The sequence below is a fragment of the Bradyrhizobium sp. C-145 genome (genome assembly GCF_023375135.1).
Classification (GTDB): domain Bacteria; phylum Pseudomonadota; class Alphaproteobacteria; order Rhizobiales; family Xanthobacteraceae; genus Bradyrhizobium; species Bradyrhizobium zhanjiangense.
In genome coordinates, this window is the sequence record NZ_CP088150.1 from 5733890 (window position 1) to 5748887 (window position 14998).

At 65.5% G+C, this 14998-nt stretch carries 13 protein-coding genes; 5 read left to right on the forward strand and 8 right to left on the reverse strand.

Annotated elements, in window-relative coordinates; all coding sequences use genetic code 11:
* Nucleotides 1-23: 23 nt before the first annotated feature.
* Together LRP30_RS27150 and LRP30_RS27155 are read right to left on the reverse strand one after the other, a co-directional pair.
* Entirely contained in the window at nucleotides 24-794 is a 771-nt protein-coding gene (locus tag LRP30_RS27150; RefSeq protein ID WP_162500203.1) for an ABC transporter ATP-binding protein, read from the reverse strand.
* 2 nt (nucleotides 795-796) lie between these two features.
* Nucleotides 797-1930 (reverse strand): ABC transporter permease, encoded by a 1134-nt coding sequence (locus tag LRP30_RS27155; protein WP_128932769.1) that lies wholly within the window; start codon nucleotides 1928-1930, stop codon nucleotides 797-799.
* Nucleotides 1931-2073: 143 nt separating this feature from the next.
* Between LRP30_RS27155 and dgcA the strand changes: the two genes are divergently transcribed.
* Entirely contained in the window at nucleotides 2074-3069 is a 996-nt protein-coding gene (dgcA, locus tag LRP30_RS27160) for an N-acetyl-D-Glu racemase DgcA (RefSeq protein WP_249756714.1), read from the forward strand.
* Here the strand turns inward: dgcA and LRP30_RS27165 are convergent.
* The gene (locus LRP30_RS27165) at nucleotides 3039-4235 is read right to left on the reverse strand and encodes an MFS transporter (protein WP_249756715.1); all 1197 of its coding nucleotides are present in this window, start codon (nucleotides 4233-4235) and stop codon (nucleotides 3039-3041) included. The two genes, dgcA and LRP30_RS27165, sit on opposite strands and share 31 nt — an antisense overlap.
* Nucleotides 4236-4310: 75 nt before the next feature.
* Between LRP30_RS27165 and LRP30_RS27170 the strand changes: the two genes are divergently transcribed.
* On the forward strand, nucleotides 4311-5693 hold the full coding sequence (locus LRP30_RS27170) for a hypothetical protein (RefSeq protein ID WP_249756716.1): 1383 nt from the start codon (nucleotides 4311-4313) through the stop codon (nucleotides 5691-5693).
* A gap of 122 nt (nucleotides 5694-5815) precedes the next feature.
* Here the strand turns inward: LRP30_RS27170 and LRP30_RS27175 are convergent, their stop codons facing one another.
* Nucleotides 5816-6175 (reverse strand): hypothetical protein, encoded by a 360-nt coding sequence (locus tag LRP30_RS27175; protein WP_128937315.1) that lies wholly within the window; start codon nucleotides 6173-6175, stop codon nucleotides 5816-5818.
* A 189-nt stretch (nucleotides 6176-6364) separates the two neighbouring features.
* Between LRP30_RS27175 and LRP30_RS27180 the strand changes: the two genes are divergently transcribed.
* Nucleotides 6365-8167: a caspase family protein gene (locus LRP30_RS27180; protein WP_249756717.1), complete on the forward strand. Its 1803-nt coding sequence runs from the start codon at nucleotides 6365-6367 to the stop codon at nucleotides 8165-8167.
* Nucleotides 8168-8348: 181 nt separating this feature from the next.
* Here the strand turns inward: LRP30_RS27180 and LRP30_RS27185 are convergent, their stop codons facing one another.
* The 4 genes from LRP30_RS27185 to thiD all read right to left on the reverse strand — a co-directional run bounded on the left by LRP30_RS27185 (nucleotide 8349) and on the right by thiD (nucleotide 12381).
* Nucleotides 8349-9332, reverse strand: coding sequence for a threonine/serine dehydratase (locus LRP30_RS27185; RefSeq protein ID WP_128944935.1), 984 nt, complete (start codon nucleotides 9330-9332; stop codon nucleotides 8349-8351).
* Between the two features lie 62 nt (nucleotides 9333-9394).
* Complete coding sequence (locus LRP30_RS27190; protein ID WP_249756718.1) at nucleotides 9395-10438, reverse strand: glycosyltransferase family 1 protein; 1044 nt, start codon at nucleotides 10436-10438, stop codon at nucleotides 9395-9397.
* Nucleotides 10439-10451: 13 nt separating this feature from the next.
* Nucleotides 10452-11264, reverse strand: a complete 813-nt coding sequence (locus LRP30_RS27195) for a UDP-2,3-diacylglucosamine diphosphatase (protein ID WP_091891998.1) — start codon at nucleotides 11262-11264, stop codon at nucleotides 10452-10454.
* Nucleotides 11265-11580: 316 nt separating this feature from the next.
* Nucleotides 11581-12381, reverse strand: coding sequence for a bifunctional hydroxymethylpyrimidine kinase/phosphomethylpyrimidine kinase (gene thiD / locus LRP30_RS27200; RefSeq protein WP_128937314.1), 801 nt, complete (start codon nucleotides 12379-12381; stop codon nucleotides 11581-11583).
* A gap of 289 nt (nucleotides 12382-12670) precedes the next feature.
* Between thiD and LRP30_RS27205 the strand changes: the two genes are divergently transcribed.
* Both LRP30_RS27205 and LRP30_RS27210 read left to right on the forward strand, forming a co-directional pair.
* Complete coding sequence (locus LRP30_RS27205; protein WP_249756719.1) at nucleotides 12671-14650, forward strand: PAS domain-containing sensor histidine kinase; 1980 nt, start codon at nucleotides 12671-12673, stop codon at nucleotides 14648-14650.
* 96 nt (nucleotides 14651-14746) lie between these two features.
* Nucleotides 14747-14992 carry an Lrp/AsnC family transcriptional regulator gene (locus LRP30_RS27210; RefSeq protein WP_091891994.1) on the forward strand — a complete coding sequence of 82 codons (246 nt, stop codon included), beginning with the start codon at nucleotides 14747-14749 and terminating at the stop codon, nucleotides 14990-14992.
* Nucleotides 14993-14998 lie beyond the last annotated feature (6 nt).

The following is a 14998-nucleotide window of genomic DNA, read 5'->3' on the forward strand; positions in this document are numbered from 1 at the left end:
GCTCCGGCTAATCAACCCAGCTCTTAACCCATGACCGCGCGGGCGCGCTTGCCATGGAAATACTGCCTCAGCCAGGGATGCTGGGAGGCCTGCATGTCGGCGATCGACCCTGCCGCAATGATCTTACCGTTCCCTAAAACGGCGATACGGTCACATGCTGTGTAAAGGCTGTCGAGGTCGTGGGTTACCATGAAAACGGTCAGCCCCAAAGTGCGCTGGAGCGTCCGGACCAGCTCGTCGAAATCGCCGGCGCCGATCGGGTCGAGACCCGAGGTCGGCTCGTCCAGGAAGACGAGATCCGGATCGAGCGACAGTGCGCGTGCGAGCGCCACGCGCTTGATCATGCCGCCGGAGAGCTCGGACGGGAAGCGCTCGGCAACTTCCGGCTTGAGACCGACCATGGTCAGCTTGGCCATGGTGATCTCGTCCATCAGTCGCTGCGAGACGCGAAGATATTCGCGCATCGGAAACTGGATGTTCTGCCTCACGGTCAGCGAGGAGAACAACGCGCCCTGCTGAAACAGCACGCCCCAGCGCCGCTCCACATTTCGCCGCTGCGACGTGCTGGAGGAATCGAGGTCGACGCCGAACACTTCGATGGAGCCTGCGACCTTCGGCACGAGGCCGATGATGGTGCGCGTCAGCACCGATTTGCCGGCGCCGGATGGGCCGACAAAGCCGAGGATCTCGCCGCGCTTGACGTCGAGGTTGAGCCCATCGAGCACGCGCGTCGCGCCGAACTGCACGGTGATGTCGCGGACGCGGATGATGGGATTTTGGATCTCGCCTGCCATCGTCACATCCCGATCGAGGCGAAGAAGATGGCGAACACGCCGTCCATCACGATGACGAAGAAAATGCCCTTCACCACCGACGCCGTGGTGTGCTGTCCCAGCGATTCCGCGCTCCCCTGCACGGCGAGTCCTTCGACGCAGGCGACGATGCCGATCACGGCGGCCATCACCGGCGCCTTGACAATGCCGACGATGAAATGATCGATCGAGATGGCGTCGCGCAGCCGCAACAGGAAGGCCTCCGGCTCGACGCCGCCATAAAGCCAGGCGACGAGACCGCCGCCATAGAGCGCGGCCATCGCGCCGAGGAAAGCGAGGATCGGCAGCGCAATCACGAGCGCCATCATGCGCGGAAGCACCAGGACCTCGATCGGGTCGAACCCCATGGTGCGCAGCGCGTCGATCTCCTCGCGCATCTTCATCGAGCCGAGCTCGGCGGTGTAGGCGCTGCCCGAACGGCCCGCCACCATGATCGCGACCAAGAGCACACCGATCTCGCGCAGCACGAGCACGCCGAGCATGTCGACAACGAAGATATCGGCGCCGAACCTGCGAAAATGAAAGATGCCCTGCTGCGCGATGATGCAGCCGATCAGGAAGGTGATCAGCACGATGATCGGCACTGCGCGCCAGCAGACCTGCTCCATGTGGTGCACGGTCGAGGTCAGGCGGAGCGAGCGCGGATGGAGCAAGACGCGAAAGCCTGCCGCGAGCACCGCGCCGAGCATGTCGACGAGGCCCGCCACGGTGCCGGCAACGCCGGCCGCGGTACGGCCGATCTGCTCCAGCATGCCGGTGATGGTGATCGGGCTGCTGTCGATCACGGGGGTCGCCCGCACCCGCCGCACCTCGTCGACGAGGCTGGAATAATTGGCGGAGAGCCCGGCGATCTGCGCCTCGACGGCGCCTTGCGTCAGGCTGCGGCGCAGCCGCTCGATCAGCCAGGCGCCGAAGGTGTCGAGCTTGGCGACCTCGGAGACGTCGATGAAGATGCTTTGGGAGCCGCCGGCGAGCTTCTCGGCGTCCGCCACCATCCGCTCCAGGACCGGCGCGAAGCTCGCGGTCCAGGTTCCGGTGGCGCAGAGTGCCAGCGCATTGCCCTTGGCAATCCGCTCCAGCTTCGGATCGCCACTCAAGATGTCCGCTCCCGTGCCGAGGCGCAGGAAACGGATAGAATCGGATGGTTGCGCACGCGCCCTTACCTAGAGAAGGTATCCCCAACTGCCCATTGTTAGTTGCTACAGGTAACTAGCAGGTTCAGATTTCGCCAGAGTTCAAAATGACTTCCATGAAATTTGCCTCCCTGGCGGCGCGAATCGAGCGCTTCCCCATCGCCGGCAGCTTTAACATCAGCCGGGGGGCCAAGACCGAGGCCGTGACGGTCGTGGCGGAGATCAGCCAGGCCGGCCTGACCGGCCGCGGCGAGTGCGTGCCCTATCCTCGCTATGGCGAGACGCCCGAGGCGACGCTGGCCGCCATCGAGGCCATGCAGGACGCGGTGGCCGCTGGGCTGACCCGACAGGCCCTCCAGGCCGCCATGCCGCCCGGTGCGGCCCGTAACGCGCTGGATTGCGCCCTGATCGACCTCGAGGCCAAGGCTGGCGGCCTGCGGGCCTGGAACCTGCTGAGCCACCCGACGCCCCGCGAACGCACCACCGCCTACACCATCTCGCTGGGCACACCCGAGGCCATGGCCGCGGCAACCGCCAAGGCCGCACACCGTCCGCTGCTCAAGGTCAAGCTCGGCGGCGAAGGCGATGGGATGCGGATCGCGGCCGTGCGCAAGGCCGCTCCCAAATCCGAGCTGATCGTCGATGCCAACGAGGCCTGGAGCGAGGCCAATCTGGAGCACAATCTTGCCGCCTGTGCCGCCGCCGGCGTCACCCTCGTGGAGCAGCCGCTGCCATCAGGCAAGGACGAGGCGCTGGCACGAATCAAGCGCCCGCTCGCGGTCTGCGCCGACGAGAGCGTGCATGACCGCTCGTCGCTCGCGCCGCTGCGCGCACGCTACGACGCCGTGAACATCAAGCTCGACAAAACCGGCGGCCTCACCGAGGCGCTGGCAATGGCCGATGCCGCGCAAGCGCTCGGCTTCGAGATCATGATCGGCTGCATGGTCGCGACCTCGCTGTCGATGGCGCCTGCGATGCTGGTGACGCCGCAGGCGCGCTTCGTCGATCTCGACGGCCCGCTGCTGCTGGCGCGCGATCGCGATCACGGCCTGCGTTACGACGAAAGCCTGGTCTATCCGCCGGACGCCTCGCTGTGGGGATGAGCCTGGAGCTGATGCCGCGCTGACCAGATCACGAGCGCACCGGCAGCGGCCATCGCCGCCATGACGTAGTACAGGCCGTCGCCGATGAGGGCGTAGATCGCGCCTGACGCGATCGAGGTCGTTGCGCCCAATAGACCGTTGCACGCGGCGTAGTAGCCCTGCCCCCGCGCGATCTGATGCGGCGGTACGCGCTGCACCAGGAGATTCATGGTGCCGACGATGGTCATGCCGAAGCTGAGACCATGGCCGAGCTGCACGATCGCGAGCAGCGCCAGCGGCGGCTCGTTGGCGGTGACGATCCAGCGCACCACGGCGCTTAGCCCCCCGATCGCCATCATCGTGGACGGATGCAGCGAGAAGCGCGGCGACAGCGCGAACACGACGATCTCGGCGATCACGCCCAACGTCCACAGCCCCGCGATCGTCAGCCCGCTGATCCCATGGAGCTGCCAGTTGATGGCCGAGAAGGTGTAATAGGCGACGTGGCTGCCCTGGATCAGCGCCGCCGAGGCGATGATGGCCCAGAAGCCGGCATCGCGCAGCAGCGCCTTGCCGGCATGCGTCTCGGTGGTCTTGCGCCTGACATCGTCGAGCGGCTGAAGCAGCAGACTGGCGAGAACCGCAACGACGGCCCATGCGACGATGACCCAGATCAGGTCGCGCGGCGCGATGCTGTCGACGAGATAGCCGCAGGCGAGCGAGCCGGCGGCAAACGCCGCCGAGCCCCACAGCCGCAACGGTCCGTAGTCGAGCCCGTAACGCGCGACACCGCGCAGTGCATAGGCGTCGGTCAGTGGGGTCGTCGGCGTCCACATCACGCAGGTAAGCGCATAGATCAGGAGCAGCGCCAGCGGCTGCTGCTGCAAGCCGACCGCGGTAAAACCGATCGCCGTCGCCAGCACCGACACCATCATGGCAGTGCGAATGGCCTGTCGCTTTTCGGCAAAGGCGGTCACTTGCGGCAGCGTGGTGAAGCGCGTGATCGCCGGCAGCGCGTTGATGAGCCCGATCCAGGCCGCGTCGATGCCGATCGCCTTCAGCCAAACCGGGAAGAACGGCAGATGCGTGCCCGCGACCGCGAAGACAGCCGAATAGAACAGGGCAAGACTCACGGCAAATCGCCGCTTCTTCGCTGCCGCGATGGGGATTTGTGATTCGGACTGCATCAAACCAATTGCGATTCGGTCGATATCGTGGTGATCGTTACAGTAACGCGCGGTGATTTGCGCGACGAGATTGTCATGGCCAACGAAGCATTCGCCCTCTCGCCCATGTCTGCCCGCGCGGCCGAGCCGAACGAGCAGGATTACGACGCGATCCGCGAAGCCTTCATGGAAACCGCGCGCGGCCGCTGGTTCCTCGGCGAATATGCCAAGCGCAACCGCAACGCCGATACGCGCATGGTGCTCGATGCGGTCGCGAAGATCGAAGAAACCCTTGCGGCACAGCGACAACCCGTCGTCGAGGACCGCCTGCCTGAGGCGCTGATCGAGATTCGCCGCGCCATCCGCGAGGCCGAGACGATCGCGATCGCAGCGTTCGATCCCGCGGCGATCGAGGCGAGCCTCGCGCCGATTCCGCGCGGGGTGCGCATCATCAAGGAGATCTCCTGGCGCTGGCGCGAGATCGGCGCCGACGGGCGAATCTGCGACCTCATTGATTCGCAGCTCGCCTCGATCGAGGCCGCCTGCGGGCAGATCTCGACCATCGATCCCCGCGTCGAGCTCAAGGCCGCCTTCGATCTACTGAAGGATCGGGTCGAGCAGCTTGACGGCGACGCAACGCCGCAGGCCGCGCCGGCTCCCAGGCAGGAGGCACCGTCATCCGCGGCAGAAGCGCCGCATTCGGAGGTCGCGCTTGGCGCGACGGCGAGCGAAGCCCCCGTGGCTTTTACGGAGACGTCGCAGGACATCGCCGCCGCTCCCGAGGTCGAAGCAGCTGGCATCACTGATACTTCCGCCGTTGCCAAGCAGGCAATCGCGCCCGAGACCGTCGCCAAAAGCCAGGCAGCACCTGAAGAAGCCGCACGTGAAGAAGCGGCGCATGAAGACGTCGCTTTTGAAGAGCCCGCCGCAGAGCCCACTGCGATCCCGGAGGTCACCGACGAGTTCTCGCTCGACGCCGCCGCGGAAGCCGAGGATGAAGCCATCCTCGAGGCCATCGCGCTAGAGATGGCCGCGCCCGATCCGGAGTTCGACGAGATCATCGAGCCGGTGGAGATGGAAGCGGTCGCTCCGGAGCCGACGGCTGCGGAGGTCGCAGCTCCCGTTGCAGCGGAGCCGATCGCGCCAGAGCCGGTCGTCGCAGCGGTCGCGGACGAGCCCGCCGCGGACGCGCCGATCGCGATGGACTCGCTCGCGCGCCTCACCGACGCCATTGCGGAAGCCGCTGCCGAAGTGATGGAGCCGCCGGCCCCGGCCATGGCGACCACGGCAACATTCGCCGCGGCACCGAGCGCGACCCTGCCGATGCCCTCGCCCTTATCCACGTCCTTGCCCGAGCCCTCGCTCGGCGCCACCATCCTCGCCAGCGGCATCCTGCAAAAGCCCCGCGCCGCCGCCAACGACCCGCTCGCGCCGATCCGCCGCATGACCCAGGCCGAGAAGATCGCGTTCTTCTCGTAAGAGAGCGCGCGCTCTCGCCACATCGTCATTGCGAGCGAAGCGAATCAATCCGGAATCCCTCCGCGGCAAGATTCTGGATTGCTTCGCTGCGCTCGCAATGACGGGCTAGCCGCGCCCCCTCGTCACCCGCAATTCCAGACCGGCCCGATCGGCGTCCGCGTCCAGCATGGACCGAAACTGCCGCCATTGTAGCGGCCGCCGCCGAAGCCGGGGCGGCCGAAATAGTGCCACTCGCCATCCCAACGATAATACTGAGGGACCGGATCGATGTACCAGTGGCGCCGGTCGGCGCGCGACAGGCGACGCATCGCGTCCTTCTGCTTGTAGAGCGGAATGCTGTTGCTTAGCGGCTGGCGATAGCCTGGCAGGAAGCCGTAGCCGCGCCAGACCGGCTTGGGACGCTTCTGAACGGGCTCGGCGGGTGCGACTGCGGGCAGCAGAGACAGGATGACCGCAACGAATAGACACATAAGGCGCGACATGAATCGACAATAGTCGATCGACTGCGCGGAGGCCATCCTCCCAATCGATCCCCAACCATAGCGGGTTCTAAGCGTGATTCAGATCACGCAACTTACCATCGTGATAGGGATCACGGACGCCGGACTTGAACGCGCCCAGGCTTGCTCGCAACCAATCTCGCATCGAGATGAGTGGCAAAGGAGCACGCCATGTTCCGCCTAAAGCCTTTCCTGATGACGGCTAGCCTCTTGGGAAGCCTGTTCGGCTTCACCTGCGGGCCCGTTTCCGCGCAAGTCGCCCCGGCCCAGCCGGCTCCCACCGCGCTGCAAGGCCCGGAGCAGCGGGTGGCGCTGGTGATCGGCAATGCGAACTACCAGAACGCGCCGCAACTTGCGAACCCCGACGATGACGCGCAATCGATGGCGCAATTCCTGAACTCGGCAGGCTTCGAGGTGGTCGCCGCGACTGACCTGACCCAGAACGACATGCTGCGCGTGGTGCAGGACTTTTCCGCCAAGGTCGCTTCGCGCGGTCCGAACACGGTGGCGATGGTCTATTACGCCGGTCACGGCGTGCAGCTCGCCGGCGAGAACTATCTCGTTCCCGTCGACGCCAAGGTGTCGAGCCCGACCGAGCTCGTCAACAATTCGGTGCGTCTGGTCGACGTGATGTCGACGCTGGAGACGATCCCGAGCCGCATGCGCATCGTCATCCTCGATGCCTGCCGCAACAACCCGTTCCCCCAAGTCAACGACGCCGGCCGCGGCCTAGCCATCGTCGATGCGCCGAACGGCTCGATCGTCGGCTACTCGACCGCGCCGGGCGCCGAAGCGCTCGACGGCACCAGCGGCCACAGCCCCTACACGCAAGCCTTCCTCAACGTCGCACGCGAGCCCAATGTGCCAATCGAGCAGCTGTTCAAGCGCGTGCGCCTGCAGGTGAACCAGACCACCAGCGGCGCGCAGATTCCGTGGGAGAGCTCGTCGTTGACGAGCGACTTCACCTTCTTCGGCGACACCGCCGTTGCCGCCAACCGCGCGCCGGTGAAAGAGCCGGTGGTGCAGATGGCCTCCAACCTGCCGAGCCGCTCGACCCGCCAGGCCTATGATTACGTCGTGTCCGAGGGCCGGCCGGAATATTATCAGGAGTTCATCCAGATGTACCCGCACGATCCGCTGTGCGACCACATCCGCTGGCTGCTCAACAATCTCCTGGTCTCGCAGGCCTGGCACAAGGCCGTGCTCGCGAACTCGCCGCTCGGCTACAAGAGCTTCTATGACAGCTACAGCAACAGCCCCTATGCGCAAGTCGCGCTGAAACTGCAGGCGCAGCCGAAGCAGATCCCGTTGATGCAAGCGACCAAGTTCCTGGCGCCACAGAACATCGCCCCGACGCTGAAGATCGGCAATCTCGGCCAGCCCAAATACATGCCGCTGATGCAGCAGGGCAATGGCGGCGCGCAAGTGAACGGCAATCTGCCGGTCGTGCAGAAGCCGATCGACGGTAACGTCATCGGCAAGCTCGGCAATGGTGGCCAGATCATCAACCTGCCCTCAGGCAACAACCAGCCGAACGGCACGCCGTCGCAGACCCCGGGCAAGATCGTCACCCTGCCCGCGCCGACCAACACGAGCAACAACACTGGCGGCACCGGCAAGATCGTGACGCTGCCGGTGACCAACACCAAGCCGAATGCCAGCAACGCCAACGGCAAGCCGGGCAAGATCGTGAGCATGCCGGTGAATGTCGGTATGGGTGACTCGACTATCGATGTGAAGCCCGTTCAGACCCAGAACCACCCGATCCGCATCAACAACGGCAACACCGGTATCGTGAAGCTCAACAACAATCCGGTGAACAAGGTGCAGGTGCAGAATAACGTGCAGACCAATCGTCCGCAGCTCAACACGATGCCGAACCGCATGGTCAACAGCAGCAACAACTTCCGGCAGTCGATGAACCAGGCGCCGAGCACGGGCGGCGGCAACAATCGCCGGAGCTTCATGCACTGATCGCGCAAGAAGCGCACACGACAAGGGGGCAGAGCGGCAACGCTCTGCCCCTTTCTTCATGTCAGCTCTGAACATTGTCATTCCGAGATGCGCCGAGAGGCGCAGGCCCGGAATCCATTGTGCAGCAGGTCGGTGAGGAAATGGATTCCGGGTTCGCGCTCGCGCGCGCCCGGAATGACACCTAAGCCACCAGCTCTGCGAACAACTCCGCATCGACATTGCCGCCGGAGAGCACGATGACGACGTTCTTGCCAGCGACGTCGAGACGTCCCGCGAGCAGCGCGGCAAGGCCCACGGCGCCGCCCGGCTCCACCACGAGCTTCAGCTCGCGATAGGCGAACGCGACGGCGGCGCCGACCTCGGCATCCGAGGCCGTGACGCCGCGCGCGAGCAGCTTGCTGTTGATCGCAAAGGTCATCTCGCCGGGCATCAGGGCCATCAGCGCATCGCAGATGGTGCGGCCCGCGGGCGGATGCGGCTCGCGATGGCCGGCGGTCAGCGAAATGCCGTGATCGTCGAACGCCTCGGGCTCGGCGACCACGATCTCGGCTAGCGGATAGCGCGCTTTCACCGCCGTGGCGACGCCCGCGATCAGACCGCCGCCGGAGGCCGGCGCCACCACGATATCGGGGGCAAGGCCGAGGCCCGCCATGTCCTCGGCGATCTCGCGGCCGGCGGTGCCCTGCCCCGCAATCACGAAGGGATCGTCATACGGCTTGACCAGCGTCGCGCCGCGCTTCTCGGCGATGCCGCGCGAGATCGCCTCGCGGTCGTCGCGATCGCGATCGTACAGCACGACCTCTGCGCCGTAGGATTTGGTGCGCTCGCGCTTGGACAGCGGCGCATCCGCCGGCATCACGATCGTCGCCTGCATGTCGAGGATTTTTGCCGCGGCCGCCACGCCCTGGGCGTGGTTGCCCGAGGAGAACGCGACGACGCCGCCGGCGCGCTTGTCCTGCGGAATCGAGAACACTTTGTTGAAGGCGCCGCGGAACTTGAAGGAGCCGGTGCGCTGGAGCATTTCCGGCTTCAGGAAGACCTTTGCGCCGACGCGCTCGTTGAGCACGGGAAAAGACAACAGCGGGGTGCGGATGGCGTAAGGCGCGATCACGCGCGCTGCGGCGTCGATGTCGGCGGGGCCGACCGGAAGGAGCTGTTCGGTCATGGCCGACTTTATCGCGGCCGACGAGCCGCGGGCAAGACACCTCCCCGCGAGGATTTTCCCCGTCAGGCGACGAAGCGTGGCTGTTCCGCCCTGTTCCGGCCGGGCAGTACCGCGCCGACCGCCTCGATGCTAGCCACGAAAGCCCTGGCCGAAGCCTCCCAGGTGTAATTGGCGGCGAACGCGACGCAGTCCTGCCGGGAGATGTCGAGCGCGGCGAAACAGGCGCTGCGCAGATCGTGATCGAGAACGCCGACCGGCGCATTGCCGATCACGTCGCGCGGACCCTTCACCGGGAAGGCCGCCACCGGCAGGCCGCTCGCGAGCGCTTCCAGTAGGACCAGACCGAACGTGTCGGTCTTGCTCGGGAACACGAAGACGTCGGCCGCAGCATAGATTTCCGCCAGCGCCTCGCCGTGCTTCTCGCCAAGGAAGATCGCATCGGGATAGGCCTCTTCGAGCGAGGCGCGCGCCGGACCGTGACCGACGATCACCTTGGTACCGGGCAGATCGAGATCGAGAAAGGCCTTGAGATTCTTCTCCACCGCAACCCGGCCGACCGACAGGAACACCGGCGCCGGCAGACAGAGGTCGATCGCGCGCGGGTGGAACAAATCGGTGTCGACGCCGCGCGGCCACAGCACGACATTGTCGAAGCCGCGATCGCCGAGCTCGCGGGCGAGCGCAGGCGTTGCCGCCATCACGGCACGGCTGGGCGCATGGAAGCGGCGCAGCGCGCGCCAGATCAGCGAGCCCGGCACCGGCACGCGGGCACGGACATATTCGGGAAAGCGGGTGTGGAAGCTGGTCGTGAACGGCAGCTTGCGCTGGCGGCAATAGCGGCGGACCATCAGGCCGATCGGCCCCTCCGTCGCAATGTGGATGCTGTCCGGGCGCGCCTCCTCGATCAGCTTTGCAATTCGCGCCGGACGCGGCATCGCGAGGCGCACGTCGCGATAGCTCGGCATCGCGAAGGTGCGGAACGATTGCGGCGTCAGGAACGTGAACGCGACGCCGAGCCCCTCGGCGGCGTCAGCAAGCTTGGTCAGCGTCCGAACCACACCGTTGACTTGCGGGTGCCAGGCGTCGGTCGCGACCAGGATGCGCATCAGGCAGCTCTCATCAGGCAGCTCTTGCCGCGACCTGCGGGACTTGTGCGGGCTTCTGCAAATGATCCGCCCAGGTGATGATCTCGAAATGGCCGTCGTCGTGCTCGACGAGGGCCGTGCAGCTCTCGACCCAGTCGCCGCAATTCATGTAACGGATGCCGGCCTCGTCGCGGATCACGGCATAGTGTATGTGGCCGCAGATCACGCCGTCGGCCTCATGGCGCCGCGCCTCGGCGGCGAGCGCCTGCTCGAACGCGCCGATATAGTTGACGGCGTTCTTGACCTTCTGCTTGGCCCATTGCGACAGCGACCAATAGGGCACGCCGAACAGGCGGCGGAAGAAATTGACCAAGCGATTCATCTGGATCGCGAAGTCGTAGGCCTTGTCGCCGAGATGGGCGAGCCAGCGCGCGTTCTGCACCACGAGGTCGAAGATGTCGCCGTGGATGACGAGATAGCGCTTGCCGTCGACGCCGGTGTGGACGGTGTTCTCGACCACGTCGATGCCGCCGAAATGAGTGCCGTAATAATTGCGCAGGAACTCATCGTGATTGCCGGGAATGTAGATGATTTTGGCGCCCTTGCGCGCCTTGCGCAGCAGCTTCTGGACCAGGTCGTTGTGCGATTGCGGCCAGTGCCAGCTCGATTTCAGCGCCCAGCCGTCGACGATGTCGCCGACGAGATAAATGGTGTCGGCATCGTGGTAGCGCAGAAAGTCTAGCAGAAGGTCGGCTTGAGAACCGCGGGCTCCGAGATGGACGTCGGAGATGAACAACGTGCGAAAGCGCCGCTCCGGGCTTTCATCACTCACATCGTAGCTTCCCATGCGCCAGCCTGTAACAATGTCCCGTGACAGGGGGATGACCGATTGAACCTTCGAGGCACCTTCAAATACGAATCACGCCTTGCCTCGCCCTCCCCGCGAATATCAGTCGCATGCGACAATCAGGCGACATGGCGCCGCAGCGGCCAGACCAGATTCGCGCTGGAACCCACGAGGCAAGTGCGCTCCCTCTCCCGCTGCGGGAGAGGGTTGGGGTGAGGGTGCCTCCTCAAGCGATGACCCCCGAGTGGAGAGAGCCCTCACCCGCGCCTTTCGGCGCGACCTCTCCCGCAAGCGGGAGAGGTTGAGCGAGCCCGCGTCAGTAAAACTTGTGGAAATGATGGATCGGCCCGTGGCCATGCCCGACGCTGAAGCGGTCGGCGGCTCCGATCGCGGCGCTGATCCAGGATTTGGCATTGCGCACTGCTTGCTCGAGATCCTCGCCCCTGGCAAGCCCCGCCGCGACGGCCGAGGACAGCGAGCAGCCGGTGCCATGGGTGTTATTGGTGGCGAGGCGCGGCGCAGCGAGCGCGATGGTGCTGTCGGCATCGACCAGATAGTCGATGCTCTCGGCGCCCTCGCCGTGCCCGCCCTTGACCAGGACTGCGCGGCAGCCGAGCGCCAGCAGGCGGCGCCCCTGGCTTTCGATCTCGGCCTTGCTTTCCGCCACGGGCTCCTCGAGCAGCGCGGCCGCCTCGGGCAGGTTCGGCGTGATCACCGAGGCCAGCGGTATCAGTCTCGTGCGCAACGCTGCGACGGCCTCGGAGGCCAGCAGGCGGTCGCCTGATGTTGCCACCATCACGGGATCGAGCACCACGTGGCGCGGCGCCCAGCGCGACAGCGCGGCCGCGATCGCCTCGATGCTGGCGGCCTGGGCCACCATGCCGATCTTCACCGCGCCGACATCGAGATCGGAAAACACCGCATCGATCTGTGCGGTGACGAACTCCGCCGGCACCGCGTGAATGCCGGTGACGCCGCGCGTGTTCTGCGCCGTCAGCGCCGTGATGGCGGAGGCGCCATAGACGCCGAGCGCGGCAAAAGTCTTCAGGTCCGCCTGGATGCCGGCGCCGCCGCTCGAATCGGAGCCGGCGATGGTGAGTGCGACCGGGGTCGTCATCGCGGGATGCATGTGCTGGAGGACACCGCCATGGCCTGTCCTAGCGCGACCGTGGAACAGCAGCAAGCGCGGCGGCCCGCCGCCATGATTCGTGGCGGCCCGTCGCGCCCGCAACCGGCGCGGCATGCCCCCGCAATCGTGCCGGCCTGAAAAATCGAGCCTCGCCATAGCCTTGATAGCCTGCCCCTTGGCGTGCACACCGATGAGTGAGACGTTAGGTGGTAGAATCGTCCAGCGACACCATTCGCGCGAGCCGCCCCCGGCTCGCACGTCTTCCCGGGGTGGAATTATGTGGGCCTATTTTGAACGTCTCCTCGACTCCTCGATGCTGTCGCCGCACGGCATTTGCCTGTTGTGGGAACCCGAACTGATCTGGCTCCATGTCGTTTCCGACGCCTGCATCGCCGCCGCTTATTTTTCGATCCCGTTCGCGCTCGCGATCCTCGTCACCAAGCGGCGCGACCTCAAATTCGGTTGGGTCTACTGGGCGTTCGCGATCTTCATCATGGCGTGCGGCCTGACCCATGTGCTGTCGATCTACACGCTTTGGGTCCCGATCTATGGCATCGAAGGCCTCGTAAAGGCGACCACAGCGGTCGCGTCCGTGGTGACCGCCGCTGCGCTCTGGCCGCTGCTGCCGAAGATCCTGACGATTCCCTCTCCGTTCGAGCTGCGGCAGGTCCAGGCCGCGCTCGAGGAGGAGGAAATCAAGAGCCGGGACGCGACGCTCCTGCTCCAGCAGGTCGGGGAAGCCCAGCGCGCGATGCGCGACAGCATGGCGCGCCTCACCGCAATCGTCGAGACCGCGGTCGACGGGGTCATCCTGTTCGATGCGCAGGATCGAATCCTGTTGTTCAATCCGGCCTGCGAGCGCTTGTTCGGCTACCGGGCTGACGAGGTGATGGGCCGGCACATCGGCATGCTGATGCCCGAGGCAGCTGCTGCGTCCGACAGCCGCACGGGGCATTTCGCGACCGGCGGCGAGGCCATCGGCCTGCGCAAGGATGAATCGACCTTTCCGATGGACCTGTCGGTGGGCCAGGCGCGGCAGGACGGCGAATTGATCTTCGTCGGCATCATCCATGACCTCACCACGCGCAAGTTGACCGAGCAGCAGCTCCAGCAGGCGCAGAAGATGGAGACGGTCGGCCAGCTCTCCGGCGGCATCGCGCACGATTTCAACAATCTCTTGACCGTCATCATCGGCAACGCCGAGCACCTCAGCGAGCAGCTCAAGGCGAGGCCCGACCTCAAGCGGTTTGCCGACGACATCTGCCAATCGGGCGAACGGGGCGCCGAGCTGACGCAGCGCCTGCTCGCGTTCAGCCGCCGCCAGTTGCTCCAGCCTCAGATGATCGATTGCCGCGGCCTGCTCGATTCCATGTTCAAGCTGCTCAAGCGCACCTTGCGCGAAAATGTCGAGATCAGGACGAGCTCCGGGCCCGGCACGATCATGGCCTTTGCAGACCGCACCCAGCTCGAATCCGCGGTGCTGAACCTTGCGCTCAACGCACAGGATGCCATGCCATCAGGAGGACATCTGGCGCTGAGCACGGAGCTGGTTGCGATCGACGACGACTATCGTGTCCTTCACCCGGAAGTCGCATCCGGCACTTACGCGTTGATCTCGGTCACCGACGACGGCGAAGGCATGACGCCTGATGTCACCGCGCGCGCCTTCGAGCCGTTCTTCACCACCAAGGAGGTCGGCAAGGGCTCCGGCCTCGGCCTCAGCATGGTCTATGGCTTTGCCAAGCAATCCAATGGCCATGTCTCGATCTACAGCGAGGCAGGCCTTGGGACCACGGTCCGGATCTACCTGCCGCGCGCTGATGCAGGGCAAACACAGGCCGACCTCGTGGACGGCGAGGACACAGCACCCAGAGGCTACGAGACCATTCTGATCGCCGAGGACGATCCGTTTGTCCGCTCCTCCGCGATTCGCAGGGTGGAAGCTCTCGGATACCGCGTCGTCGCCGCGTTCAACGGCAAGGAGGCCCTGCAGCAGCTGCGCACCGACCCCAGCATCGACATGCTGTTCACCGACATCGTGATGCCCGGCGGCATGAGCGGTTGGGAGCTCGCCGATCAGGCGCGGCGGATTCGCCCGGGCCTGCCGGTCCTGTTCACCTCGGGCTACGCGCTGGAGACCCTGGTGGAGCAGGGCCGCGCGCATGCGCAGGCGATCGTGCTGACCAAGCCCTATCGCAAGGTCGAGCTCGCGCAGCGGCTCAGGGATGCGTTCGCCGCGGCGGCCGTCGCCTCCTGAGCGCTGGGCCGGCATCTGGCGGCCGGCAAGCTCGCTTGCTAAATTCGGCCCGTTTTGGCCTATTAGCCGGCCAGATGTGCTTTCGGAGTGACCGCGATGGTTCCCTTTTTCGTCCAGATCAAATGCAAGCTCGGCCAGTCCTATGTGGTCGCCAATGCGCTCGCCGAAGCCGAAATCGCCTCCGAGATCTACTCCACCGCCGGCCAATACGACCTCCTTGTGAAGTTCTACGTCGACAAGGACACCGACATCGGCCACTTCGTCAACGAGAAGGTGCAGGTGCTGCCGGGCATCCAGGACACCCTCACCATCATCACGTTCAAGGCGTTCGGCACGAGCTAGCGCCGC